19 protein-coding genes, 2 tRNA genes and 1 pseudogene are annotated in these 24,668 nt (G+C 62.3%); 11 read left to right on the plus strand and 11 right to left on the minus strand.

What is annotated here, in order from left to right; translation table 11 throughout:
• Positions 1-49 precede the first annotated feature (49 nt).
• The 6 genes and pseudogenes from RA167_RS12165 to RA167_RS15700 form a co-directional block, all read left to right on the plus strand.
• Positions 50-268, plus strand: a complete 219-nt coding sequence (locus tag RA167_RS12165) for a hypothetical protein (RefSeq protein WP_076785747.1) — start codon at positions 50-52, stop codon at positions 266-268.
• 5 nt (positions 269-273) lie between these two features.
• Entirely contained in the window at positions 274-477 is a 204-nt protein-coding gene (locus RA167_RS15695) for a hypothetical protein (RefSeq protein ID WP_076785748.1), read from the plus strand.
• Between the two features lie 43 nt (positions 478-520).
• Positions 521-820 carry a hypothetical protein gene (locus RA167_RS12175; protein WP_286132981.1) on the plus strand — a complete coding sequence of 100 codons (300 nt, stop codon included), beginning with the start codon at positions 521-523 and terminating at the stop codon, positions 818-820.
• Positions 799-3,591, plus strand: coding sequence for a toprim domain-containing protein (locus RA167_RS12180; protein WP_076785749.1), 2,793 nt, complete (start codon positions 799-801; stop codon positions 3,589-3,591). The genes RA167_RS12175 and RA167_RS12180 overlap by 22 nt, the downstream gene beginning before the upstream one ends.
• 528 nt (positions 3,592-4,119) lie before the next feature.
• Entirely contained in the window at positions 4,120-4,575 is a 456-nt protein-coding gene (locus tag RA167_RS12185) for a helix-turn-helix domain-containing protein (RefSeq protein WP_139337022.1), read from the plus strand.
• Positions 4,576-4,685: 110 nt separating this feature from the next.
• Positions 4,686-5,342: pseudogene (locus RA167_RS15700) on the plus strand (tyrosine-type recombinase/integrase); the annotation flags it as partial.
• A gap of 124 nt (positions 5,343-5,466) precedes the next feature.
• On the opposite strand, the gene RA167_RS12190 reads toward RA167_RS15700, so the two are convergent.
• From RA167_RS12190 to def, 9 genes are all read right to left on the minus strand, one after another.
• Positions 5,467-5,542, minus strand: a tRNA-Phe gene (locus RA167_RS12190).
• A gap of 104 nt (positions 5,543-5,646) precedes the next feature.
• Positions 5,647-6,333 carry a response regulator transcription factor EsaR gene (gene esaR, locus RA167_RS12195; RefSeq protein ID WP_076785751.1) on the minus strand — a complete coding sequence of 229 codons (687 nt, stop codon included), beginning with the start codon at positions 6,331-6,333 and terminating at the stop codon, positions 5,647-5,649.
• Positions 6,334-8,766: a sensor histidine kinase gene (locus tag RA167_RS12200; RefSeq protein WP_286132983.1), complete on the minus strand. Its 2,433-nt coding sequence runs from the start codon at positions 8,764-8,766 to the stop codon at positions 6,334-6,336. It lies immediately after the preceding gene.
• Between the two features lies 1 nt (position 8,767).
• Positions 8,768-9,361 (minus strand): DUF4390 domain-containing protein, encoded by a 594-nt coding sequence (locus RA167_RS12205; protein ID WP_076785753.1) that lies wholly within the window; start codon positions 9,359-9,361, stop codon positions 8,768-8,770.
• Positions 9,358-10,737, minus strand: coding sequence for a 16S rRNA (cytosine(967)-C(5))-methyltransferase RsmB (gene rsmB, locus RA167_RS12210; RefSeq protein WP_076785754.1), 1,380 nt, complete (start codon positions 10,735-10,737; stop codon positions 9,358-9,360). The genes RA167_RS12205 and rsmB overlap by 4 nt, the downstream gene beginning before the upstream one ends.
• Positions 10,738-11,595, minus strand: coding sequence for a zinc metalloprotease HtpX (htpX, locus tag RA167_RS12215; RefSeq protein WP_076785755.1), 858 nt, complete (start codon positions 11,593-11,595; stop codon positions 10,738-10,740).
• Between the two features lie 81 nt (positions 11,596-11,676).
• On the minus strand, positions 11,677-12,318 hold the full coding sequence (locus tag RA167_RS12220) for a LysE family translocator (RefSeq protein ID WP_076785756.1): 642 nt from the start codon (positions 12,316-12,318) through the stop codon (positions 11,677-11,679).
• Between the two features lie 9 nt (positions 12,319-12,327).
• Positions 12,328-13,341, minus strand: a complete 1,014-nt coding sequence (gene fmt, locus RA167_RS12225; protein WP_076785757.1) for a methionyl-tRNA formyltransferase — start codon at positions 13,339-13,341, stop codon at positions 12,328-12,330.
• Between the two features lie 8 nt (positions 13,342-13,349).
• The gene (gene def / locus RA167_RS12230; RefSeq protein ID WP_076785758.1) at positions 13,350-13,853 is read right to left on the minus strand and encodes a peptide deformylase; all 504 of its coding nucleotides are present in this window, start codon (positions 13,851-13,853) and stop codon (positions 13,350-13,352) included.
• A 250-nt stretch (positions 13,854-14,103) separates the two neighbouring features.
• On the opposite strand from def, the gene dprA reads away from it, so the two are divergent.
• From dprA to RA167_RS12245, 3 genes are all read left to right on the plus strand, one after another.
• Complete coding sequence (gene dprA, locus RA167_RS12235) at positions 14,104-15,705, plus strand: DNA-processing protein DprA (RefSeq protein WP_076785759.1); 1,602 nt, start codon at positions 14,104-14,106, stop codon at positions 15,703-15,705.
• A 147-nt stretch (positions 15,706-15,852) separates the two neighbouring features.
• The gene (locus RA167_RS12240; RefSeq protein ID WP_076785760.1) at positions 15,853-16,230 is read left to right on the plus strand and encodes a thioredoxin family protein; all 378 of its coding nucleotides are present in this window, start codon (positions 15,853-15,855) and stop codon (positions 16,228-16,230) included.
• A gap of 217 nt (positions 16,231-16,447) precedes the next feature.
• Positions 16,448-19,126: a DNA topoisomerase III gene (locus RA167_RS12245; protein WP_076785762.1), complete on the plus strand. Its 2,679-nt coding sequence runs from the start codon at positions 16,448-16,450 to the stop codon at positions 19,124-19,126.
• 219 nt (positions 19,127-19,345) lie between these two features.
• On the opposite strand, the gene RA167_RS12250 is transcribed toward RA167_RS12245, so the two are convergent.
• Positions 19,346-20,503 (minus strand): LysR family transcriptional regulator, encoded by a 1,158-nt coding sequence (locus RA167_RS12250; RefSeq protein WP_076785763.1) that lies wholly within the window; start codon positions 20,501-20,503, stop codon positions 19,346-19,348.
• Between the two features lie 217 nt (positions 20,504-20,720).
• A complete protein-coding gene (locus tag RA167_RS12255) occupies positions 20,721-22,577 on the minus strand; it encodes a phosphoenolpyruvate carboxykinase (GTP) (RefSeq protein WP_076785764.1) in 1,857 nt (618 codons plus the stop codon).
• Between the two features lie 350 nt (positions 22,578-22,927).
• Here RA167_RS12255 and RA167_RS12260 point away from each other — a divergent pair, with 350 nt between their 5' ends.
• Positions 22,928-23,941 carry a D-2-hydroxyacid dehydrogenase family protein gene (locus RA167_RS12260; protein WP_076785765.1) on the plus strand — a complete coding sequence of 338 codons (1,014 nt, stop codon included), beginning with the start codon at positions 22,928-22,930 and terminating at the stop codon, positions 23,939-23,941.
• A gap of 567 nt (positions 23,942-24,508) precedes the next feature.
• Positions 24,509-24,584 (plus strand) — tRNA-Lys (locus tag RA167_RS12265).
• Positions 24,585-24,668 lie beyond the last annotated feature (84 nt).

Consider the following 24,668-nt stretch of genomic DNA (forward strand, 5'->3'; position numbering starts at 1 on the left):
GCCCGCGCCGGCGTGAGGGACTTTTTTTGCCTACAAAAAGGAGATCCGCATGGCCACCCTCGCTTCTGCTCCGCTCGTTCTTCCCTTCGATCCAGCTTCGCTGCCCATGGAGCAGCGCCGGCAGTACCTGCGCACCCTTTGGGATGCCGACATCGACCCGTTCGTGTTCGCATGTACCGCGCGCAGGCTCGGCTATGTGATCCATTGCAAATGGGACATCGCTGCCGGTATGCCCGTTTTGCTGCCAATGGTGGCCACGCTGCATTGATACCGATGCATACGTCTATCTCAGACAGCGAGCTGCGACGCGCATGGCAGCGCCTTCGCATGGTCGGGGACTTCGATACCGCCATGCGCCACACCGCTGTTCGTCGTGTAGTGGAAAGCGCCGCGCGTGCCATGCGGGCTCGCTCGACGGACCGCAAGCGGCCTACTGTCCACCGCCGACGCACAACCGCCAAGGACCAAGACGAGTAACACAACCGCGCCGGCCGCCGGCGCACTCACAAGGAACCACGCCATGAAATACTACGTTTTCTGCACGACAGTGCTGTTCATGCTGTTCTTTTCATTGACCGGGCTGTATCTCGCACTCCATAGCGTCCTGCGTCACCTCGATCCGCTATTGGGGCCAGCCACCGCATTCGCCGTCAGCATCTTTACGCTCTGCGCGCTCATTGTTGCGCTGGCATGGTCAGTCCCGTCGCGAAGTGACGCCATGAGCTTGGCTCCCCGCCATGGCGAGCCATTCCATCCGAGCCGCTATCCCATGCAACTCTCTGAGCAACATCCATCACGATGGCCTCGATCGACGAACTGAAACAACGCATCGACCTGCACGACCTCGCCGATCGGCTCGGCCTAAGGCGCGGTCGCGGCGGCGACAAGGCGCTCTATCACTCCCCGCAGCACGAGGACAAGAGCCCGTCCCTGTCGATCTATGTGAACCATCCGAAGCACGGCACCGGCTGGCGCGACCACAGCGCCGACGCCGGCGGCTCGTGCATCGACTTGGTGATCCACGCCCGTGGCGGCACCGTCGCCGACGCCGTGCGCTACCTGCACGATGCCTACGGTATCCCACTGGACCGGCCAACGCACGCCGAGCACCGCGAGAAATCGACCGTCGAATACATCGCCGATCGGTGCTTGGCCGAACGCGATCGCGTGCGCGGCTACCTCAGTGGCCGCGGTATCTGCGCCGCGGCGATGGACACGGCGATCGCCGCGCGCACCCTGGGCTTCAACACCTGGACGAGCTCGAAGGTCGCCGCCGGCGAGGTCGGCCACGCCGGCCCGGCCGCCGCGTTCATCGTGCGCGCGCCGGGCGACGGCCGCGTCGTCGCCGTCGATATGCGCTATGTCGATCCCACACTCAACGGTGGCGTTAAGACGCAGACGCAGGGCGACAAAGCCGGTTACGGCTGGAGCGCTGATCCTCGCCAGCTCGACAAGGCGAAGCGCGTGTTCATCGTCGAAAGCGCGATCAATGCGCTGTCGGTCGATACCTGCGCAATGTCCGGTACCGCCGCGCTCGCGCTGCGCGGCCTCGCTAACGTCAACGACATCGACTTCGCGTTCCTGCGCGGCAAACAAGTCGTCATTTGCCTGGACAACGACGAGCCGTTCTCGGACGACCACCCGCGCGCCGGCCACCGGCCGGGGCCTGAAGCTGCGTGGGCACTCTACGAGCGGCTCACGAGCCTAAATATCAGTGCCGTGCTCGTTGACCAGGCCGGCTGGCTCGCTGACCTCGCGGACGGCGAGACGACACGCAAACCGATCAATGATGTGAACGACTACCTGCAACTGCGCGGCCCGACCGAGCTAGCGCGCGCGCTTGAGCAGATCGAGCCCTGGCTGATCGCAGGCCTGGCCGGCGACGCCACGCGCCGCGGCCGGCCACGCATCTTTCTGCCGTCGCACGACTTCGCGCAATACTGGCGCTTTCGCGTACGCCCGGACTTCACCAGCTACATCACAAAAATGGACCGCAACGAGGAATCCGGCGTTGAAACGCCCGTGATGACGGATCTGTGCGGCTTTCGCATCGCCGGTATCAGCCGCGTGTCGGTCGCAAGCGCAACGTCAACGATGACGGGCGACGCCGACCAAGCGCCGACCGTCTACTTCGCCGTGTCCGTGCAGGCGCCACGGCACGGCGCGCAGCTGATCCGCCGCGTGATGCTTGACGACCAGCTGCACAACGTCGACCAGTGGGGCAAGTTCGGCCCGATCTGGGCGCCAGCGCCGTTCAAGCGCATGGTCAACATCCTGGAGCGCGGCGCCAACCTCGGCGCGCGCCAGGCGGCAAACTTCGTCGGGCTCGCATGGCGCGACGGCCGACTAATCGTCAACGAAGGCCCAGACTGCTATTTCACCGAAGCAGACAAACAATGTCCGTATCACAATCTGACGTTCCCAAGCGGCCCAGTCAGCGACGCGCGCCGCGTCATCACCGCCTACCAAACGACGTTTAAACAGAACGCCGCGACAATCCCGCTTGTGTGGTCGCTGGGCGGCCATCTAAAAGCACTGCTCGGCTTCTGGCCACATATCACGATCCAGGCGAACAAGGGTGCAGGTAAGTCAACGCTGATCAAGCGGCTCGAACGCTCGCTTGCATTCACAATGTTCTCCGGGCAGTCGCTGCAAACGGAATTTCGCCTGCTGACCAGCATTAGCCACACGAGCCACCCGGTCGGATGGGAAGAGCTGTCCGCGCGCCGGCAGGACGTGATCGATAAGGCGGTTGGGCTGCTGCAAGAGAATTACCAGTACACCGTCACGCGCCGCGGCACCGATATGACCGAATACCTGCTGTGCGCACCGGTGATGCTGGCCGGCGAGGACGTACCGGTACGCAGTCTGCTCGGCAAACTCGTGCGCACGACGCTGACCGGCAAACGTGGCCCGCTGCTGCCCGACAATCTGCCGCGCTTTCCGGTCCGGCAATGGCTCGAATTCCTCGCCAGCCTGAACAAGCAGGCTGTGCTTGAGCAATACGCGAAGCTGCGCGACATGGCGCTGGCCCATTGCCGCGCGAGCGGCGAGGACGACGGCGCCAAGCGCATGGCCGGTAACTACGCGGCCGTCGCGCTCGCCTGGCGCTACCTGACCGAGTTCGCCGGCATGGACCCGAGCGAAGGCGACTTCCCGCGCGACCTGCTCACCGAGATGAACGGCCACATCGCCGAGACGAGCGCCGACCGCGAGCCATGGGTCTGGATCATGGAAACCGTGCTGTCCGAGATCGACGGCGGCAATTACAAGCATCCGTTCACGTTCGACACTGTCGATGGTGAGTTCTGTCTGCTGCTGCGCACCGGTCACGTGATGGACCACATCGCGCACACGAGCAGCCTACGTGATAAGTGGAACGGCCTGCCGGTAAAGTCCGACCGCGTATTCAAAGCGCAGCTCAAGCACGCCGGTGTCGTCGTCGGCGACAAGGAAGTGGAGCGTCGCATCTATACCCGTCGTGTGCCGTATCTCACACCGATCTCACTCGAACGCTTAACCGGCTTCGGCCTGCATGTGTCCATTCGTGAAGACTTGGCAACCGACGCGCTTGCAAGGGGGCACGTATGAACCGCTTTCAGCCCTTGCAACCACCGTGCGGCAGTAGCCGCTTCCTTCATTTCATCCAATCGCATAGCGGTCATAGATTGCGCTACTCAGTTCACTTCGCCCCACTCCCTAGCGAGCCGAAACGGCCGGGCAACGTCGCGAGCGGCGCGGGCGCAGGGCCGCACACGGGTTTTGCCACGCGGGAACCGCCCAGGTAGCGCATGCGAGTCGTGGTTTTTGGGGGGGTGCGCTCGTAAGTCCTTGATTCTTGAGAAGAGTACCGCCATGGGTCATGCTCGATTTGCCACGAGTTGGGCCTTTTTTGCCACGAGTCTGGTTTTTGTGCCGGCCCTCCCCACCCCTATCTTATCTCTCTCTAACTTATTGAAAAATAAGAAGAAAGAGTACAAAGAAGGCAAGAAATCAGCCCCAACGCGCTGCCACGAGTCATGTGCGTTTTGCCATGAGTGACGAACGCTGCCTATTTTTTAGGCCACGAGTTTTTGACCCTTGCCATGCCTAAATGATGGCAATTGATGGCAAAGAAATTTGTTTAAAATCAAATGGTTAAATTTGAAAAACTGTCTCATCCATCATTCCATGAGTTGCGCTGCCTGTCCCCCTCCCGCACAGCCTGAAAACGAGGCAATCACGATGCGCACAATGAGTCTGGAAGACGCAGCAGCGTGGCTGTTCACCACGCCCGAGACGGTGTCCGAATGCATCAAGCACCACGGTCTACCGGCCGCAAAGATTGGCCGAGCGTGGGTACTCGTGGACGTCGACGTGATAGATTGGCTCAGACGGCAATACGAAAAAGCAGGCGGGAAATGCGGTTCTACAAACGGCAAAAAAATGGGCCCTGGTGGTTTGACCTCAGCCTCGACGGCTCGCGAATTAGACGATCTTCTGGCACCTCGGATCGCCGGGAGGCGGAAGAATTTGCCGCCAAGGTTGCGAGCGATTACTGGCGGCAAAAAAAGCTCGGTGAGCGACCGGCCGTGACATGGGAAGCGGCTGTCGTGCATTGGCTCAAGCAGAACCAGCACCAGCGCTCGCTCGAGACGACAAAGCAGCGCCTGCGCTGGCTGACCGGTCAGTTGAAAGGGGAGTGCGTGCGCGATATCAATCGGGAGCGCATCCAGGCGCTGATTGAGACGAAGGCAGCGGAAAATTACCGGGGTAGCCCGGTAGCGTGCGCGACGGTAAATCGGCATATAGCCGCGCTCTCGGTCATCCTGCATCACTGTCATGCGCAGGGGTGGATTGACGCGGTTCCTCCGATTCGCAAGCTGCCGGAGCGCAGCGCGCGCCTGACGTGGCTTACGCGTGCACAGGCACAGCGGCTACTAGCCGAACTGCCAGCGCACCTGCGCCAGATGGCGCGGTTCGCGTTGGCAACGGGGCTACGAGAATCGAACGTGCGACTGTTGGAATGGACGCAGGTTGATCAAGCGCAGGCGTTGGCTTGGATTCACGCCGACCAGGCCAAAGCTGGCAAGGTGATTTCCGTGCCGCTGAACGACGATGCCTTGGCTGTATTGAGCGAGCAACAAGGGCAGCACAAGCGCTACGTGTTCGTGTATAGGGGGGCGCCCATCGGCCGTATCTACAATCACGCATGGCAAAAGGCATGTGCTCGTGCGGGAGTAGCGGGGCTACGGTTTCACGATTTACGGCATACGTGGGCAAGCTGGCACGTGCAAGCCGGCACGCCGCTGCCTATCCTTCAGCAGCTGGGAGGATGGGCCAGCTATCAGATGGTGCTGCGCTATGCGCACCTGGGGCGGGACCATGTTGCAGCGTATGCGGCGAACATTGGCACATTAAGGCACAAATCTGGCACACCGCCAGAAATGCAAAAGGGTTCCGATTGCTCGGAACCCTTGTCAGACTTGGTGGCCTGGGGCGGAATCGAACCACCGACACGCGGATTTTCAATCCGCTGCTCTACCAACTGAGCTACCGGGCCACGCGAAGCAAAAATTATATCAAGGTCGGCTGCAGACCTCAAGTTTTTTCGGCGTGGCACACGTGGCACGGGCGGTGCAGCGAGGCGGGCAGCGCGCGGCGCCGTTATTCCGACTTGTTCTTGCCCAGTTCGACGCCAAGCTGCTTAAGCTTACGATACAGATGGGTACGCTCCAACCCGGTCTTTTCCGCAACGCGCGTCATGCTGCCATTCTCACGCGCGAGGTGATATTCAAAATACGCACGCTCGAACGCGTCGCGCGCATCGCGCAGCGGAATGTCGAACGAGATGGCCGTGGTCGGCACGCCTGCCACACCATTGGACGCGGCATCCAATGCGTCCGCGACCGGCAACGCTGCCGCCCCGGCGATCGTTTGCGTCGCCGGCACGGGCGGCTTGCTGGCCGCCGTCGCCGACGGTGCGGCCTCTCCGCGCGCCAGCCCTTGTTCGACCGCACTCAACAGCTTCTGCAGCGCAATCGGCTTTTCGAGGAAATTCAACGCACCAATCTTCGTCGCCTCGACCGCGGTGTCGATCGTCGCATGCCCTGACATCATGATGACCGGCATCGTTAGTTGGCCCTGTGCCGTCCATTCCTTGAGCAGCGTCACACCATCAGTATCCGGCATCCAGATGTCAAGCAGTACGAGGTCCGGCGTCGATTGCTGCCGATACTCCCGTGCCTGTTGTGCGTTTTCGGCGACGTCGACAGCATGTCCTTCGTCGCTCAGGATCTCCGAGAGCAATTCTCGGATACCCATTTCGTCGTCTACCACCAGAATGGTTGCCATTTACGCTACCTTTGTCTGCGCTGTTGCCGCTATTGCTTTTGTATGCGCCGTGTCCTTCGCCGCTGCAGCGGATTGCGGCGTGCGCGTGTCGCCTAAAGGGTCCGGTGCATCGACGCCGTCGGCCAACTGCAGGAACAAAATCGATATCTGCGCGCCAGCCACGCCCCGTTCTCCCGGCTTCGTGCGGTTGCGGATGTCGATACGCGCACCATGCTCGTCGATGATTTTCTTCACCGTAGCAAGCCCGAGACCTGTCCCTTTAGCTTTGGTCGTGACATAGGGCTCGAACGCGCGTGCCAGGATGCGCGCGGGAAAGCCCGGACCATTGTCCGATACTGCAAGCCGGACCGCGACGCGCGATTGCCCTTGCGCATCGGGCTCGCCGTATTCTACTGTCCTAGTCTCGAGCAGGATATGCGGGCTCGGAACGTCCGCGACCGCATCCAGCGCGTTCTGCAACAGGTTGTGCACGACCTGCCGCAGCTGCGTCGGATCGCCCTTGATCACCGGTAATGCCGACAGCGCCACCTTCAACGGGCCCTTGCCGTCCTCGATCCCATACAGCGTCAACACTTCGGTGACCAACTCGTTCAATTGTAAGTTCACGAGCACCGCCGGAGGCGTGCGCGCGTATTCGCGGAAATCGTCGACCATGCGCTTCATGGCGGCAACCTGGTTGACGATCGTCGTCGCACTGCGCTTCAAAAAGCCCGCATCTTCCGGCGCGAGCTTGTCGCCGAGCTTCATTTGCAGCCGCTCGGCCGACAACTGGATCGGCGTGAGCGGATTCTTGATCTCGTGCGCGAGCCGCCGGGCGACTTCGCCCCACGCAATCGAGCGCTGCGCCGAGATCAAGTCAGAAATATCGTCAAACACCACCACATAGCCCGCGGCGCCCATCTGCGGCGCATGAGCCAGGCCAGGTTGCGCAAGGCGGCTGCCGCGCACGAGCAGTGTCAGCGGGTCGCTTTCACCGGATACCTCGATCGCGATCTGCTGTTGCCAATGTCCGGTGTCGGGCGGCAGGCCTTGCTCAGGGGAGCGCGCCGCATCACGTTCGGCAAACGCCTTGCGGATCATCGCGCCGAACGCGGCCAACACGGTGATCTGCTCCAGGGGCACGCCAAGCAAGGCGTCAAAAGGTTGCCGGAAAATCCGCTCCGCGCCGCGATTCGCCGTGGTTAGTCGGAACTGATGATCGAATACGAACACCCCCGCCGTCAGGTTCGCGAGGATACTTTCCAGATAAGCCTTCGAATGCTCGAGCTCGATCTGGTTGCGCTCGACCGCGGCGCGCGCATCGGAGAGCTGGCGCGTCATTGCATTGAACGATTGAGTCAGGAAGCCCAGTTCGTCGTTCGTCTTGATTTCGCGCTTGGGCGTGTAATCCCCGCGCGCTACCTCCTTGGTGCCCTGAGCCAGCAGAAACAGCGGACGCGCCAACTGGTTGCCCAACGCCAGCGCCAGCATCATCGCGGTAAATGTCGCGAGAAACAAAGCAAGCGTCAGCGTACCGATATACATCTTGCGCAGGCCGGTCCTGCCGAGCGCCTTCTCCTGGTATTCGCGGTACGCACGCTGCACTGCGTCGGCATTGTGCGCCAGCGACGACGGCACCGGCTGCGCGAGCTGCAAAAAGCGCTCGCTCGGTTGCAGCGCGCTCGTGTCCGTGCTCGGGATACGGACTACCACGCGCAGCCGCAGCACGTCCTTGGCGGCGGTATGCGCACCCGCGCCGCTGTTGTCGATCTCGCCCTCCACGGCCGCATAGCCACGCTCGCGCGCCTGGCCGAGTACCAGCGGCGTGGGCAGGTCATCTGGCAAAAGCGCCGCAAAATTGGACGACGCCTGCGCGATGACGCGCATCTCGCCGGTCGCACCGGACACGCTACGCGCCGGCTCGACAATCGTCGCATCATGCACGCCGAACTGGTCGCGCAGCCGCAGCAACGTCAGCGTCATATTGGACGGATCGGTATTGGCAAGCTGGTCTGCCATCAGCCGGCCTTTATTCTGTAGGTCCGACAATGACGCATCGAGCATGCCGCGCCCGAGGTTCAATCCGGAGGTCAGCGCCGTCTCGATATTGACGTCGAACCACGATTCGATGCTGCGCGACACAAACTGCAACGACACCAGGTAGATGATACCGCCCGGCAGCACACCGACGAGCGCGAAGAATACTGCCAGCTTGGCGAGCAGCCGCGTGCCGAAACGCCCCTGCCTGAGCCGGCTGACGATGATCCACACCAATCCACCGACGATCAGCATGAAGATCAGCGCGACGACGAAGTTCGCCGTGTACAGCCACGAATAATAGCGGTCGAAGAACTCGGTGTTCGCACTGGCGAGCGCCAGCAACCCCAACAGCAGCAGCGCGGTCAGCACGAACGTCCCGATCAGCAGCCTAACCAGCAGACTCTTGAATCTCATGCTATTTGCCATGCTCGCCCGCCGTGAACGTAAACCGCTTCCAGTCCGAGGCCAGGTTCCAATCGCGATTGTTGACCGCGTCGATCTGGAACGGCTTGGGCATCAGCGCGGTATCGAGCTGCATGCGTACCGACGCCGTATAGGTCTCGTCGGGCTTGACCTGCGAGCGGTCGATTACATGCCACGATGTGACATGGCGAATCACCGCCAACGCGTCCTCCAATGTCGGAAAGCCCAGTTGCAACCCGCCGGTGGACACGCGATACTCGCGCGTGAGCGGCTGGAACGACAGCCTCAGACTTTGCGACACGCTGACCGGCTGCTCATCGAACCAATACCAGCGCGCGCGACTCAACTGGAACTCCGTCGTGAAATACAGTGGGATGCCCCGGTTGACAGCGTCTTCCAGACTGCTGTTGAGTTGGAAGTCGAACCGCGCGTCCAGGCTCCAACCGTTGCCGTCGGCCTGTAACGACGCCCGCTGCACCGAACACGTGTCCGCACGCGAGCCCGATGCGAATGTCGCGAACCAGACCGCCAGCACCAGACCGAAAACGGCAACGAGCCGTGACGAGAAAAAGCGTGATTGGGTCACCGTTTCTGAAAGCGCGCGTAGAAGAATCCGTCTTGGTCGAGGTCCGATCGGGCGTCACGGTGAGCATCGCAATGCTCACCCGGGCACGCCGCCGTGGGCAGGATTTGGCCCGGCGCGTCCAATCGTACCGCATCTTCGAGCGCGTGTTCAAACCATGCAGCTTGTTGCTCGCCTTCTTCCGGGAAGATCGAGCATGTCACATACAGCAATTGCCCACCGCGCTCCAGCAGCGGCCAGAGCGCCTGCACGATGCGGCGCTGCTCGGCAACCAATGCGATGATGTCGGTGGAACGTCGCAGCCAGCGAATATCCGGATGGCGCCGGACGATGCCTGACGCGGAGCACGGCACGTCGGCCAGGATACGGTCGAATCGCCGGCCGTCGTGCCACTGGCCCGGCTCACCTGCATCACCGATCTGAACGCTGGCGCGTAGCTTCAACCGCGCGAGGTTTTCGTTGATGCGCGCGGCCCGTGCCGCATCACTGTCGAGCGCCACCAGTTCGATATCGGCGCATTCGAGAAGATGCCCGGTCTTGCCGCCGGGCGCCGCACACGCGTCCAACACACGCATTCGGTCGCGCACGTCAAGCAGCGCGGCGGCACGCTGCGCGCCCGCATCCTGCACTGAAATCGTGCCTTGCGCGAAACCGGGCAATCGTTCGACCGGCATCGGCTCGCGCAGCGTGAGCGCGGTATCCGGGCAAGCCGGGTTGCGCAACGCGTCGATGCCGCTTGCCCGCAGCCTCTCGAAATAGGTCGCCACATCCGTCTGACGACGGTTCACCCGCAGCGTCATCGGCGCATGCGCGTTGCCCACTTCAAGCAAACGCTGCGCGTCGTCGGGCCACGTGCGCTGCAGTGCGTCGATCCACCATCGAGGATAGTTCCAGCGCGTAACCGGATCAAGCATCGCTTCGGCAAGCAAAGCGGGCCGTGAACGGACCATATTGCGCAGCACGGCATTGACCAGCCCCTTCGTATGCGCGACATCCGCGCGGGCCGCGATCGCAGCGACCGCCTGGTTGACCACCGTGAAGTCAGGGTATGCGCGCGTCGCATCAGGCTCAGCAAGCAACGCGAATGCGCAGCGCAACACATTCGCCACGTGTTCAGCAGGCGCTCTGCGAACCAGCGCGTCCAGCCACGCGTCAGCTCGTGCCAATTGCCGCGTCGCGCGATAGGCAAGGTCTTGGATTGCGCCGCGAGCCTGCGCCGACGCGATGCCCGCATGGACGATGGCCAGCGCGTCCGGCAGCGCGGTCCCGGCCCGCAGCCGCGCAAGGGCGCGTGCCGCACCGTCCAACGCAAACGCGAGAGAATCCGGCCGCAGCGTGGCGGCGCCGGAGGTAGGCCGTTTCCGGGGCACGTGGCTCACTCAGCTATAACGCCCCGTGCGCGCCATCGCCATCAGCCGCGCGATCCGTTCCTCAGTCGCCGGGTGAGTGGAGAACAGGTTCTGGATCGCGCCACCGGACAGCGGGTTCATGATCATCATCTGCGCGGTCGCCGGGTGCTCCTGCGCAGCAGCGAACGGAATGCCCGCCGCATACCGATGGATTTTATCGAGCGCTGCCGCCAACGCTTGCGGATCACCGCTGATCTGCGCGCCGCCGCGGTCCGCCTCGAACTCCCGCGAACGCGAAATCGCCATCTGGATCAGACCGGCGGCCAATGGCGCCAACAGCGCAACCGCGATACCAGCAATCGGGTTAGTCGGCCGACCTTGCTCGTCCCGGCCGCCAAAGAACATCGCGAAGTTGGCCAGCGCGGAGATGGCTCCCGCCATCGTCGCCGAAATCGTCGAGATCAGGATGTCGCGGTGCTTGACGTGCGCAAGCTCATGCGCCATCACGCCGCGCATCTCACGCTCGGACAACACGCGCAGGATACCGGTGGTCGCCGCGACCGCCGCGTGCTCCGGGTTGCGGCCGGTTGCAAACGCATTCGGCTGGTCTTCGTCGATCAGGTACACGCGCGGCATCGGCAGCCCAGCGCGCGTAGCCAGTTCGCGGACCATCCGATAGAAGTGTGGTGCGCTGGTTTCGTCGACCTCCTGCGCGTTGTACATCTTCAGCACCATCTGGTCCGAAAACCAGTATGAGAAAAAATTCATGGCCAGCGCGAACACCAGCGCGATCGTCATGCCGCGCGTGCCGCCGATCATGCCACCGATCACAATGAACAGCGCGGTGATCGCGGCCATCAGCAACGCAGTCTTGAACCAGTTGAACATGTTAGCCACTCCGAACCAAACGACCCGTCGTAAGGATTATGTTAGATAGGGGTGTGCATCAAAAATTCAATGCCCCACCCGTCAGCGTGTCGTCATCGCCAGCTTGATACCGAGCCCGATGAAAGCGCTGCCCACACCGCGCTCCAGCCACTGCCTAACCCGCGCACGCCCCGACAGCCGCTGCGTCGCGGTGCCGGCGATCCAAGCCACGAAACAGGACCAGACCAGGCTCATCGCGACAAATATCCCGCCGAGTACCAGGAACGCCAGCGGCTTGTAGTCACTTTGCGCCGATACAAATTGCGGAAAGAACGACACGAAGAACAGCATAACCTTGGGGTTTAGCACGTTCGTCCAAAAACCCTGCAGATACACCGCGCGCAACGGCCTGGGCATGCCCGCGGCGGCGCCCGCCGTCGCCACACCGCCGGGCCGTGGCTTAGTCAGCAGCAACCGGGTCCCTAAATAAATGAGATACACCGCACCCGCGATCTTGAACACCGAAAACGCCGTCGCCGACGCAGCAAGCAGCGCGGTCAGGCCGAACGCGCTCGCCAGCGTGTGCACACAGGCGCCGGTGGACACGCCGAGCGCGGACAATACACCGGCCTTCCGCCCCTGCGCGAGACTGCGCCCCACGATGTACGCGGTGTCGGGGCCCGGCGTAAGGTTGAGCAGAAACACCGCGGCGATGAAAAGCGGAAAATGCGTGATTCCCAGCATGGCCACTCTCTATTGCGACGGTAGCGCAGCCTGGGGCCGATCGTTCGGCCCGGTCTCGAAGCGCTGCCCCACGCGCAGCGGAAATCCCGCCACGAATTCTCGGGCGGCAAGCCGCTTGCCTCCCGGCTTTTGCAACTGGGTAACGCGCAATGCATGCTCGCCACAGGCGATCGTCACGCCAGCACTGTCCACAGCCCGAATAGTGCCCGGAGCCAGCTCAGGCCCGCTGGCGCATACCGGCTCGGCGGCCCAGATCTTCAGGGGCGTGCCCCCCAGTATCCCATGCGCGGCCGGAAACGGGTCAAAAGCGCGCACCTTGCATGCGAGCACTTCGGCTGGCAAGCGCCAATCCAGCGCCGCCTCCTGCTTCGATAGCTTGTGCGCGTACGTGACGCCTTCGCTTGGCTGCGGCGTCACCGGTAACGAACCGGTACGCTCCAGCTCGCGCAGCCCGGCAACGATAAGCCGCGCGCCGGTCGCGGCCAGCTTGTCATGCAGCGTACCCGTCGTGTCCGTCGGCTCGATCGCCACGGCTTCACGCATGAGCATCGGGCCCGTGTCTAGACCCACGTCCATCTGCATCAACGTGACGCCCGTGATTCGGTCGCCGGCCTCGATCGCGCGGTGGATCGGCGCCGCACCGCGCCAGCGCGGCAACAACGACGCATGAATATTGATACAGCCATGCGATGCGATATCGAGCACCGCTTGCGGCAACAGCAGCCCGTATGCAGCCACTACCATCACGTCGTGCGGCGTGGCGCGCAATAGCGCCAACGCGTCGGTCGCTTCAGTAGGATACTTGCCGTCGCATCGCAACGAGGGCGGCTGCGCGAGCGCCAACTCCCGCGCCAGCGCGAGCTGTTTAACCGGACTCGACGAGGACTTCATTCCACGTCCCGCCGCACGATCAGGTTGCGTCAACACAAGCGGCACCGCAAAGCCCGCGTCGTGGATCGCCTGCAGCGCGGTCGCTGCGAACTGTGGCGTACCGGCAAAGATTACGCGAAGGGTAGACGTCATCGCGGCCGTCACATCGCGTGCTCGAGTTTCTTCATCTTCGTCTTGATCCGCATCTGCTTGAGCGGCGACAGATACTCAACGAATACCTTGCCGAGCAGGTGATCCATCTCGTGCTGGATGCAGATCGCGAGCAATCCTTCGCACTCCAGCTCGAAAGGCTCGCCGTTCTCGTTCAATGCGCGCACGCGAACCCGCTCGGCGCGTTCGACGCTGTCATAGATGCCCGGCACCGACAGGCACCCCTCTTCATTGACCTTGCGCTCATTGCTCGACCAAACGATCTCCGGGTTGATGAACACGCGCAGCGCGTCGCGGGTATCCGACACGTCGATGACCACGACGCGCTCGTGGACATCCACCTGCGTGGCCGCTAGCCCGACGCCGGGCGCCGCATACATCGTCTCGGCCATGTCGGCCGCCAGTTTGCGGATACGCTCATCGACACGTTCGACGGGCTTGGCGACCTTGTACAGGCGCTTGTCGGGGTAATGCAGGATATTGAGCAAAGCCATGATCAATCAGTCCTCTCGAGCGGACTCGTATTCGCGCACAAGCGTCGGCCAATCGGCCGAATCGCCCACCTCTTCATCTTCGGTAATAGTTAAGTCAGGGCGCAGCGCCCCCGAATCAAGCCGCGGGCGGCATCACGGGCGCGCAAAGGCCGCTTGGCGCTTGCACTGGCGGACGCGGCGCGCGGGTCCTGAGACGCGAACCGGGAACGCTGGAAACCAACCTACTGGACTGACAAAATTTTATCACGCGATGAATACCACGATTCAGCCGCCGATGCTTGCGGCAGATGAACTCGCTGCCTGGTTGACGCTCGCGCATACGCCGCGCGTGCCGGCATCGGCGGCGCTCGCGCTGCTCGCGGCATTCGGCTCGCCGCGACCCATCATGACCGAGACGGCCGCGGGCCTGGAGCGTGTAGTCGGCGCCGTCGCCGCGCAGGCGTTGCTGCAAAGCCGCGACGCGGTGGCACCACGCGTGGAGGCTGCGCTTGCGTGGACCGCCGGAGATGCACGGCTGATCGTGCCGTTCGGCCACCCGGCGTATCCGCCCGCGCTGCTGACACTGTACGATCCGCCGCCGCTGCTTTACGTGCATGGCACGATCGGCGCGCTGCACCGACCAGCGCTGGCGATCGTCGGCAGCCGCAATCCAACGCCGCAAGGCAATGACAATGCGCGCTTGTTCGCGCAGGCGCTTGCGGCACAGGGTGTGTGCATCGTATCGGGACTGGCGCTGGGCATCGACGGTGCCGCGCATCGCGGCGCGCTGGATAGCGGCGGCGTAACAGTGGCGATCACCGGCTCTGGCGCGGATGTGATTTACCCGCAACGTCACGTCAGCCTGGCGGCTGAAATCGTCGAGCGTGGCGGTGCCATCCTGAGCGAATGGCCATTGGGCGCCGCGCCGCTGCGCCAGCACTTCCCGCAACGCAATCGACTCATCGCCGCGATGGTACGGGGCGTGCTCGTCGTGGAGGCCGCCCCTTATTCCGGTTCGTTAATCACCGCACGACTGGCCAACGACATCGGCCGCGACATCTTCGCCATTCCCGGCTCCATCCATTCGCCGATGTCCCGTGGCTGTCACCGGCTGATCAAAGACGGCGCCAAGCTAGTCGAAACACCGCACGACGTGCTGACCGAGCTTCGATTGCCGGAGCCCGGCGTCGAGGCGGCCCCCGGCACCGCCCCGGCCAGCGTGCAAGCCGCCCCACCGACCGTCTACGCGACCCATGCGCTGGCAGCCCACACGCCTGAGCTGTCGGCAATCCACCGGCCCGAGGCGGCAATCTCTGCTTCGGATGCTTTGGCGACCCGCATGCCAGAGGCTTTAACGGCTCATAGACCAGATGCTTTCACAACCGATACAGCCGGTGCGTCGACAACCTGCCCGGCCGAGCGCGCCACCATCCGGCCAGTGCGCGCTGAAACGTCCCAATTGGCTGACGCGCCGGCAGCCGATTGGGGCGACGCCACGGCCGCCATACCGGCCGATCCGTTGGTGACGGACCACCACGCGCGTCCACGGCGGTACCGCACCGTCACGCCCGGTGGCGCACGGCGCGGCACCGCTGCGGTGCGCGCCCCCACCCGACATCGCGCAATCGGACCCTGGTCGAGCGCCCGACGCCGCCCAGCGTACCTCGCTGCTGCACGGAATACTCAAGCCAGTCATCCCGCAGACGCAGCGCGGCGCGCAGCCCTGGGCGCAATCGGACACGATCCCGTCACGCTTGAAACCCTAGTACAGCGTACCCATTTGGACTGCGCGACACTGCAAGCGGTACTGCTGGAACTGGAATTGGCTGGTACGATCGTTGCGCTACCAGGCGGGCGCTTTCAGCGCGCGTGAGCAGATTGCATGCCGATCGCACGGCGACCATGCTACAGTCCAAAGTTAGATTGCATCGATAGCGGCGTGTCACCACGGCGGCACCCGCCAGGCGAGCCACGCCGGCACGCCCACGCCGCCACGATGCGTTGCCAGGATCTCTCAATCATGCCTGCCCTCGACCTTGACCACGACGCCGACGTCATCACCACACGTCTGTCATCCGCTGACACGCTGTTTGTCGCCTGCCTGTGCGCCGAATGGTGCGGCTCGTGCCGCGAATACCGGACCGGTTTCGACGCGCTCGCGGACGCGCATCCGGAAGCATGTTTTGTTTGGATCGACATCGAGACGCATGCCGACCGGCTCGATGACCTCGATGTGGAGAACTTTCCGACCATCCTGATCGAAGATACTCATGCCACGCGCTTTTTCGGCACCGTACTGCCCCATCCGCAGATCGTTGCGCGGATGCTAGTCGACTTATCCTCGCTGCCTGGCGTGGAGCACGCGCCAAAACTACGTCCGGCGCTCGTTGACGCGTGAGCGACGCGGCACGCAAATTGCCCATTCTCCGGCTATTGCCACCTCGCGCCGCGCTTGCACGCAATTGCGCTGAGCGCTTGCGGTCGGCCTTGACACGCGCTTATCATGCGCGGCTGAACTGTTGCCGCAAGCCGCTTGCCGCGCTCGAGCCGCGATGTGTTTGCGGCCGATATGCTATAAAGCGTTCGATTCCGCGCATCCGTACTTACCAATAGTCATGTCAAAAGCCCTGATCATCGCCGAAAAGCCGTCTGTCGCGAACGATATCGCGCGCGCGCTGGGCGGCTTCACAAAGCATGACGATTACTACGAGAGCGATGACTATGTGCTGTCGTCGGCTGTTGGTCACTTAGTGGAGATCGCGGCGCCGCAGGAGTATGAAGTCAAGCGCGGCAAATGGAGCTTTGCGAATCTGCCCGTTATTCCGCCCCATTTCGACCTTCAGCCGATCGCCAAAAGTGAATCTCGGCTAAAGCTGCTGACCCGACTGATCAAGCGCAAGGACGTCGACCGACTGATCAACGCATGTGACGCGGGCCGCGAAGGCGAGTTGATCTTTCGGCTGATCGTGCAGCACGCCAAAGCCAAGCAACCGGTGCAGCGTTTGTGGCTCCAGTCGATGACGCCGGCGGCAATCCGAGACGGCTTCGCGCAATTGCGCAGCGACCAGGAGATGCAACCGCTGGCCGACGCGGCACGCTGCCGCTCCGAGGCCGATTGGCTCGTGGGCATCAACGGCACGCGGGCGATGACGGCGTTCAACAGCAAGGGCGGTGGCTTTTTCCTGACCACGGTCGGACGCGTGCAGACGCCAACGCTGTCGATCGTCGTGGAGCGCGAAGAAAAGATCCGTCGCTTTGTGCCGCGCGACTATTGGGAAGTCAAGGCTGAGTTTGTTTGCGCGACCGGCTTCTACGAAGGGCGTTGGTTTGACCCGAAATTCAAGAAAAACGAGTTTGATCCCGAACAACGCGACTCCCGACTCTGGAGCGCGGCCGCGGCCGAAACGATCGTTGCGGCATGCCGTGGGCAGATGGGCACGGTCAGCGAGGAATCGAAACCGTCGACGCAGCTCTCACCGCTGCTGTTTGACCTGACCAGCCTGCAACGCGAGGCGAACGGACGCTTCGGTTTCTCGGCCAAGAACACGCTCGCGCTGGCCCAGGCGCTATACGAGCGGCACAAGGTGCTGACCTATCCGCGTACCGATGCGCGCGCGCTGCCCGAAGACTACTTGGCCACGGCCCGCGATACGCTGGAGATGCTCAAGGAAAGCAACAACTACCTGCCGTTTGCCAAGCAAGTGCTAGACAAAGGCTGGGTCAGGCCAAACAAGCGGATCTTCGATAACACCAAGATCAGCGATCACTTTGCAATCATTCCGACGCTGCAAGCGCCCAAGAACCTGTCCGAACCGGAGCAGAAGCTGTACGACTTGGTAGTCAAGCGTTTCCTGGCCGTGTTTTTCCCAGCCGCCGAGTACAAAGTGACGACCCGGATCACGGAAGTGGTGGGCCATCATTTTAAAACCGAAGGCAAGGTATTGGTCGCGCCAGGCTGGTTGCAGGTGTACGGCCGCGAGACATCGAGCGAAGATGCGAACCTCGCGCCGGTCGCCAAGGACGAGAAGGTCCAGACGGACAAGATCGCAGCCCAGCAATTAACCACCAAGCCGCCCGCCCGCTACAACGAAGCGACGCTGCTCTCGGCGATGGAAGGAGCGGGCAAGCTGGTCGAGGACGACGAATTGCGCGAAGCCATGGCGGCCAAGGGCCTGGGCACGCCCGCCACGCGCGCAGCGATCATCGAGGGGCTACTTGGTGAAAAGTATCTGCTCCGCGAGGGCCGCGAGTTGCTCCCGACGGCTAAGGCATTCCAGCTGATGACGCTGCTGCGCGGCCTGGGCGTCGAAGAGTTGACCGCCCCCGAGCTAACCGGCGAGTGGGAACACAAGCTGTCGCAAATGGAGCGGGGCCGTCTGGAGCGCGAAGCGTTCATGCGCGAGATCGCGCGTATGACCCAAACAATCGTTAAACGTGCGAAGGAATACGATTCGGACACGATCCCGGGCGATTACGCGACGTTGAAGACGCCTTGCCCGAACTGCGACGGCGAAGTCAAAGAGAACTACCGTCGCTTCGCGTGCACGAAATGCGATTTCTCGATCTCAAAGATTCCGGGTGGCCGCCAGTTCGAGATCGACGAGGTCGAGCAGTTGCTGTCGGAAAAATCAATCGGCCCGCTGTCGGGCTTCCGCTCGAAGATGGGCCGACCATTCTCCGCCATCCTCAAGCTTGCGCACGACGAAGAGGCAAACAATTACAAGCTGGAGTTCGACTTCGGGCAAGATACGGCGGGAGACGATGGCGAAGCCCCCGACTTCTCCTCACAGGAACCCGTCGGCCAATGCCCGAAGTGCCATGCGCGTGTGTTCGAGCACGGCATGAGCTACGTTTGCGAAAACCAGACCGCCCATCCGAAGACCTGTGACTTCCGTTCCGGAAAGGTGATCCTGCAACAGGAAATCACGCGGGAGCAAATGGCAAAGTTGCTCGATCAGGGGCGCACCGACCTGCTGACGAATTTCAAGTCGTCCCGCACCGGGCGCAACTTCAAGGCATTTCTCGTCAAGCAGAAAGACGGCTCGATTGGCTTCGAGTTCGAGAAGAAGGAGCCGGCGGCAAAGACCGCAGCGAAGTCTTCAGCGCGTGGCGCGAAGGCAAACAGCGAAGCCGGGGGCGCCGTGCCCGATACGACGCAACACGGCGACAGCGACCACGCGACGCCGCTCAAGCCCGCAACCAAACGGGCTGCCCGAACCGGCACGGCAACAGCGGGTCCTGCCGCGAAAACCACTGCACGCAAGACGCCGGCACGCAAGCGCGCTGCGAGCTGACCGTCCCGGCGAGCACAGGCCAAGCATTGGGCGGAGCGGCCGGTAAGACACCGGACGATCAATACATCGCACGATATGCCACTTCACGCACTGGTTATGCGGCGTTACGGACACCCGCGCGTGCACTGCCGTGGCCACGAAGTGATGTGGTGCACGGCGCCGGAGGCCCGGCGTGCTAGCGGCGGCAGGAGGTCGCGCCGCCCGGACATATCCCGCTGCCTATGCCGGTTCGTACGTGCGACGTTCAGCGTTGCCCGGGTATCGCCGTGGCGCCGCCGGCGCACGGCGCGTCCCTTTGCGTTCGATACCGTTGGCGCGCAATTGTTCATCAAGCTGGTCCAGCTCATCCTCGCCGCGCCCTTGTTCCGGGCGTCGGGGTGCCGGGGTCGGCTGCACCGCCGCGTCGGCCAACCCCATCGAGCCGTCAGCTGCCTTGGTGTGTGCGCCATCAATGCCAGACCATTGTTCACCAAGCATGCTGTTCGGCGTCTGGCTGAAGTGCTCGACGAGGTGATCGATGAACGTGCGCACCTTGGCCGGCAGATAGTGCCGGCTGGGATAAGCGATGTTGATATCGACCCGCGGCAGATGATATTGTGGCAGCAAGCGCATCAAGCGCCCCTCGGCCATGTCACGGCCGATCAGGTAGCTCGGCAACAACGCGATGCCATTGCCGAGCAACGCAAGCTGACGCAGCATCTCGGTATTGTTCGCAATCATCACATTGGCGGGCCGCACCCGGACCTCTTGGCCATCCGGACCAGTGAATACACGCTCGTCGCCCCAATAGTCCGCGGGCAATGACAGGCAGTGATGCTCGAGCAAGTCCTCGGGTCGCTGCGGCGCACCATGCTTGGCGATGTACTCAGGCGTTGCACAGACAGTGACGCAGCCGGTAGTCAGCCGACGCATCACGACACTGGCGCTGCGCACGTTGCGCGCAATTACGACGCCGACGTCGAAACCCTCCTCCACCATATCGACCTCCCGGTCCACCAGCGTGACGTTCGGGACAACCTGCGGAAACCGCTGCGCGTACGAGTGCAGCACGGGCGCCAAATTGTGTAGCCCAAACACCACTGGCGCGACGATGCGCAACGTGCCGACCGGCTCGTGATTGCGCGCCACCACCATCTGCTCAACCTCCTCCAACTCGTCCAGGATCTGGCGGGCGCGCTCAAGATAGACTTGGCCAGACTCGGTCAACGAAAGTGAGCGCGTGGTTCGATTCAGCAAACGGGTGCCCAACCGGCTTTCCAGGTCAGCGACGTGCCGGGTGACAACAGCATTGGACATATCCATCATGGAAGCCGCCTTGGCAAAGCTGCCTAGGTCCGCCACCTTGACGAAAACGCGCATCGACTGCAAATGATCCATTAGGAAACTCCTACAGCGTGCAACCGAAATGGCGTTGTTGCACAATTGCAATGCGGGATTTTCCTATGACTTGCGAAAGTCTGCATAAGTTGCGGCACTGCGGCACAGCATTTTCCGAAAAAACGCCGAAACCTCGTAGGGGAATCGGCGCAATGTGGTACTAATGGACTATTCAGCGCAAAAACTCTCAACCACGCACCGATTTTGTGCAAAAGGACTAGACCGCGAGTTGTTGCTCGATTCGGTCTTTGATTCGGCTCAACGCCTCGGGCAGCCGGCGCTCCAGCTTGGCGAACAGTTCTCCGTGCAACGCCAGCTCCTCGCGCCACACGCCAGCGTCAACCGACATGACCTGCTCGAACTGTTGACGTGAAAACGCCAGGCCGGTCCAATCGATATCCTCATAGCGCGGTGAAACGCCAAACACATGCTCGACACCACGCGCCTGTCCGTCGATGCGCCCGAGCATCCACTGCAGAACGCGCATGTTGTCGCCAAAACCCGGCCAGACAAACTTGCCGTCGGCGCCCTTGCGAAACCAGTTCACGCAATAGATCCTAGGCAACGTCGCGCCTTGCGCTTGCAGCCGGGCGCCGATGTCGAGCCAATGCGCGAAGTAGTCACTCATGTTGTAGCCGCAAAACGGCAGCATCGCGAATGGGTCGCGACGCACGACGCCTTGTTGGCCCGCCGCGGCGGCCGTCGTCTCGGAACCCATCGTCGCGGCCATATAGACGCCTTCCACCCAATTACGTGCCTCGGTCACCAGAGGCACGGTACTGGAGCGGCGGCCGCCGAAGATGAATGCGTCGATCGCCACACCCTGCGGGTTTTCCCAATCAGGATCGATCGACGGGCACTGCGATGCAGGCGCGGTGAAGCGCGCGTTCGGATGAGCGGCCTTGCGACCGGCTTCTTGCGCAATCTGCGGTGTCCAGTCCTGACCTTGCCAATCGATCAGGTGCGCAGGCGGCGTGTCCGTCATGCCCTCCCACCAGACATCGCCATCATCGGTCAGCGCGACATTCGTGAATATCACGTTCTGGCGCAACGTGGCCATCGCATTGAAATTGGTCTTTTCACTGGTACCCGGCGCGACGCCAAAATAGCCGGCCTCCGGATTGATCGCGTACAGCCTGCCGTCCTGGCCCGGCTTAATCCATGCGATGTCATCGCCGATCGTCGACACACGCCAGCCGTTCATCGCCTGCGGAGGAATCAGCATCGCGAAATTCGTCTTGCCGCAGGCTGACGGGAACGCGGCAGCGACATGGTACTTGCGCCCCTGCGGCGAAGTCACGCCCAGGATCAGCATGTGTTCGGCGAGCCACCCTTCGTCACGACCCATCGTCGACGCGATACGCAGCGCGAAGCACTTTTTGCCGAGCAATGCATTGCCGCCATAGCCTGAGCCGTAGCTCCATATCTCGCGGGTTTCCGGGAAGTGCACGATGTATTTTGTATCGTTGCACGGCCAGCGCACATCGGACTGACCTTGGGCGAGCGGCGCGCCGACCGAGTGCACGCACGGCACGAACTGGCCGTGCTCACCGAGTATGTCGTAGACCGGCTGCCCCATCCGGGTCATAATCCGCATGTTCACGACCACATACGGGCTATCAGTCAGCTCGACGCCGATGTGCGCAATCGGCGAGCCGAGCGGTCCCATCGAAAACGGCACGACGTACATCGTGCGCCCGGCCATCGAGCCATCGAAAAGCTGTCCAAGCGTCGTGCGCATCTGGTTGGGATCGATCCAGTTGTTCGTCGGACCCGCGTCCTCTTTGCGCTGCGAACAGATGAACGTGCGGTCCTCAACCCGCGCGACATCGGACGGATCCGAGCAGGCGAGATAACTGTTCGGACGCTTCGCTTCGTTGAGTTTTTTGAACGTTCCGTGCCGAACCATCTGGTCGCACAGCCAGTCATATTCCTGTTGAGAGCCATCGCACCAGACGACGCGGTCCGGCCGCGTCAACGCTGCGACGTGCTCGACCCACTCGATCAGCTTGCGGTGCCTGACGTATGCCGGAATGTCGGGATCAATGGTGGGGGTGCCTCCTGGTTGATTCATGGAGCTGTCTCCGTTTTGACAAGAAAGAAACGGTATGAGCCCGACGATGCTGGCTGCGAGAGGCGCGCGCCAATGGGCGCGCGTGCGCAACAGACGTCGCGGACATTGCAGTTTGCCGGCTTGTACCATCTTGTAACGTGGCTTGCATCGGCGCTCGACAAGCTGTTAGAAATTGAAAAGGCTGCTTGATTCTCGGCACGGCATAGGTGCGCTGACGCGCACGAAAGCGGTTCTCCGGTCTCGGCGCATCGGTGCCGCCGATCACTGCATTGCTGGTAGAGCGTCAAGCATAGCACCCTGTCCGCGGTGCAAGTGGTGCACCGCAAGAGACCGCCCTGTTCTAAGTCCCCATGAAGATTGCCATCCTCGATGACTACCAAGACGCCGTCCGCAAGCTCAACTGTTTTCAACTGCTCGCCGGGCATGACGTCAAGGTGTTCAACAACACGGTGCGCGGGCTCGGGCAACTCGTCAGCCGACTCGCGGAAGTCGAAGCGCTCGTATTGATCCGCGAGCGTACGCGCATCACGCCGCAATTGCTGGACAAACTACCGCGACTGAAAGTCATCAGCCAGACCGGCCGCGTATCCAGCCACCTGGACCTGCAGGCGTGCACCGAGCGCAGTATTCCGGTGCTCGAAGGCACCGGCTCGCCCGTTGCGCCCGCCGAACTGACGTGGGCGCTGATCATGGCGGCGCAGCGTCGCATTCCTCAATACGTCGCGAACCTCAAGCAAGGTGCCTGGCAGCAATCAGGCTTGCGCACCACCGCGCTGCCACCGAACTTCGGACTCGGCCAGGTACTGCGCGGGCAGACGCTGGGCATCTGGGGCTACGGGAAAATCGGCAAGATTGTCGCCCACTACGGGCGCGCGTTCGGCATGACCGTGTTGATCTACGGACGCGAACATTCGTTGCAGGCGGCGAAAGGCGATGGTTTTGAAGTGACGCAGACGCGCGAGCAACTCTTTGCCGAAAGCGACGTGCTGAGCCTACATCTGCGGCTACACGACGAGACCCGCGGCATCGTGACCGTCAATGACCTGGTGCAGATGAAACCGACGGCACTGTTCGTCAACACGAGTCGCGCCGAGCTGCTCGAGGAGAACGCGCTCGTATCAGCCCTTCATCAAGGGCGGCCGGGCATGGTCGCGGTGGACGTATTCGAAAGCGAGCCGATCCTGCAGGGCTATCCGTTACTGCGCATGGAAAATGCGATTTGCACGCCGCACATTGGCTATGTGGAACGCGAGAGCTATGAACTGTATTTCGGCGCGGCGTTCAACAACATCCTCGCGTATTTGGGCGGCGATACGCAAAACGTCGTGAACCCGGAATCACTCACGGCGCGGATGCGGCGTTGATGCGCAGGTGCGTCGGGGCTGCACGGGATCGCCGGTGCGCATCGCGCGCATAAAGCTTATGTTCAGCGATACGGTGGTCATCGGCCGGAGCCAGCGCTGCGGGGCGCGGCCAATAACCATCGCGGTATCCGCCGCCCGCCATGGAAACTTGCCCGCGAATGACGCCACTAGCGTGCCAGAGCGCGGCCGAAAAAGGCAGACGCAGCGTGAGCGTATTGTCGTGGAGCGCCTCGGCCCGGAGTTAAAATGCTTTGACCCAGGTGCAAACAAGCTGTCGAGCATCGAGTCGATCGCGGCGAGACTCATTGAGCAATGCTTCTTTTCAGTTCGGGTGGCGGGGCTAGATGGCACGGACAATGTACCGTCGAGCACGTGCCGGCGACATCATATTGGGGCTGAGACGGGCTTGCTCGAGGAGTGTCTAGAGCTTGATTCGAGATGGGGAGCGATCGGGGCGTCTGTGAGAGGCAGGCGACGGCCGTGAATAGGGAGCGGCACAGCACGAGGATGTCCGGTCCAAAAAATGTGCGCGCGCCGCAAAAAGCCTGCTATAATTCCCCTTCTGTTGGGGCGTTAGCTCAGTTGGTAGAGCAGCGGACTCTTAATCCGTAGGTCGAGTGTTCGAGTCACTCACGCCCCACCAAAGAATTCTGTAGTTAAATTAAGCACTTGCGAGTGATCGCCAGTGCTTTTTTTTCGTTCATCGGTCGGACGCGAAGCCTCAAAA

This window comes from Mycetohabitans endofungorum, assembly GCF_037477895.1.
Classification (GTDB): Bacteria; Pseudomonadota; Gammaproteobacteria; order Burkholderiales; family Burkholderiaceae; genus Mycetohabitans.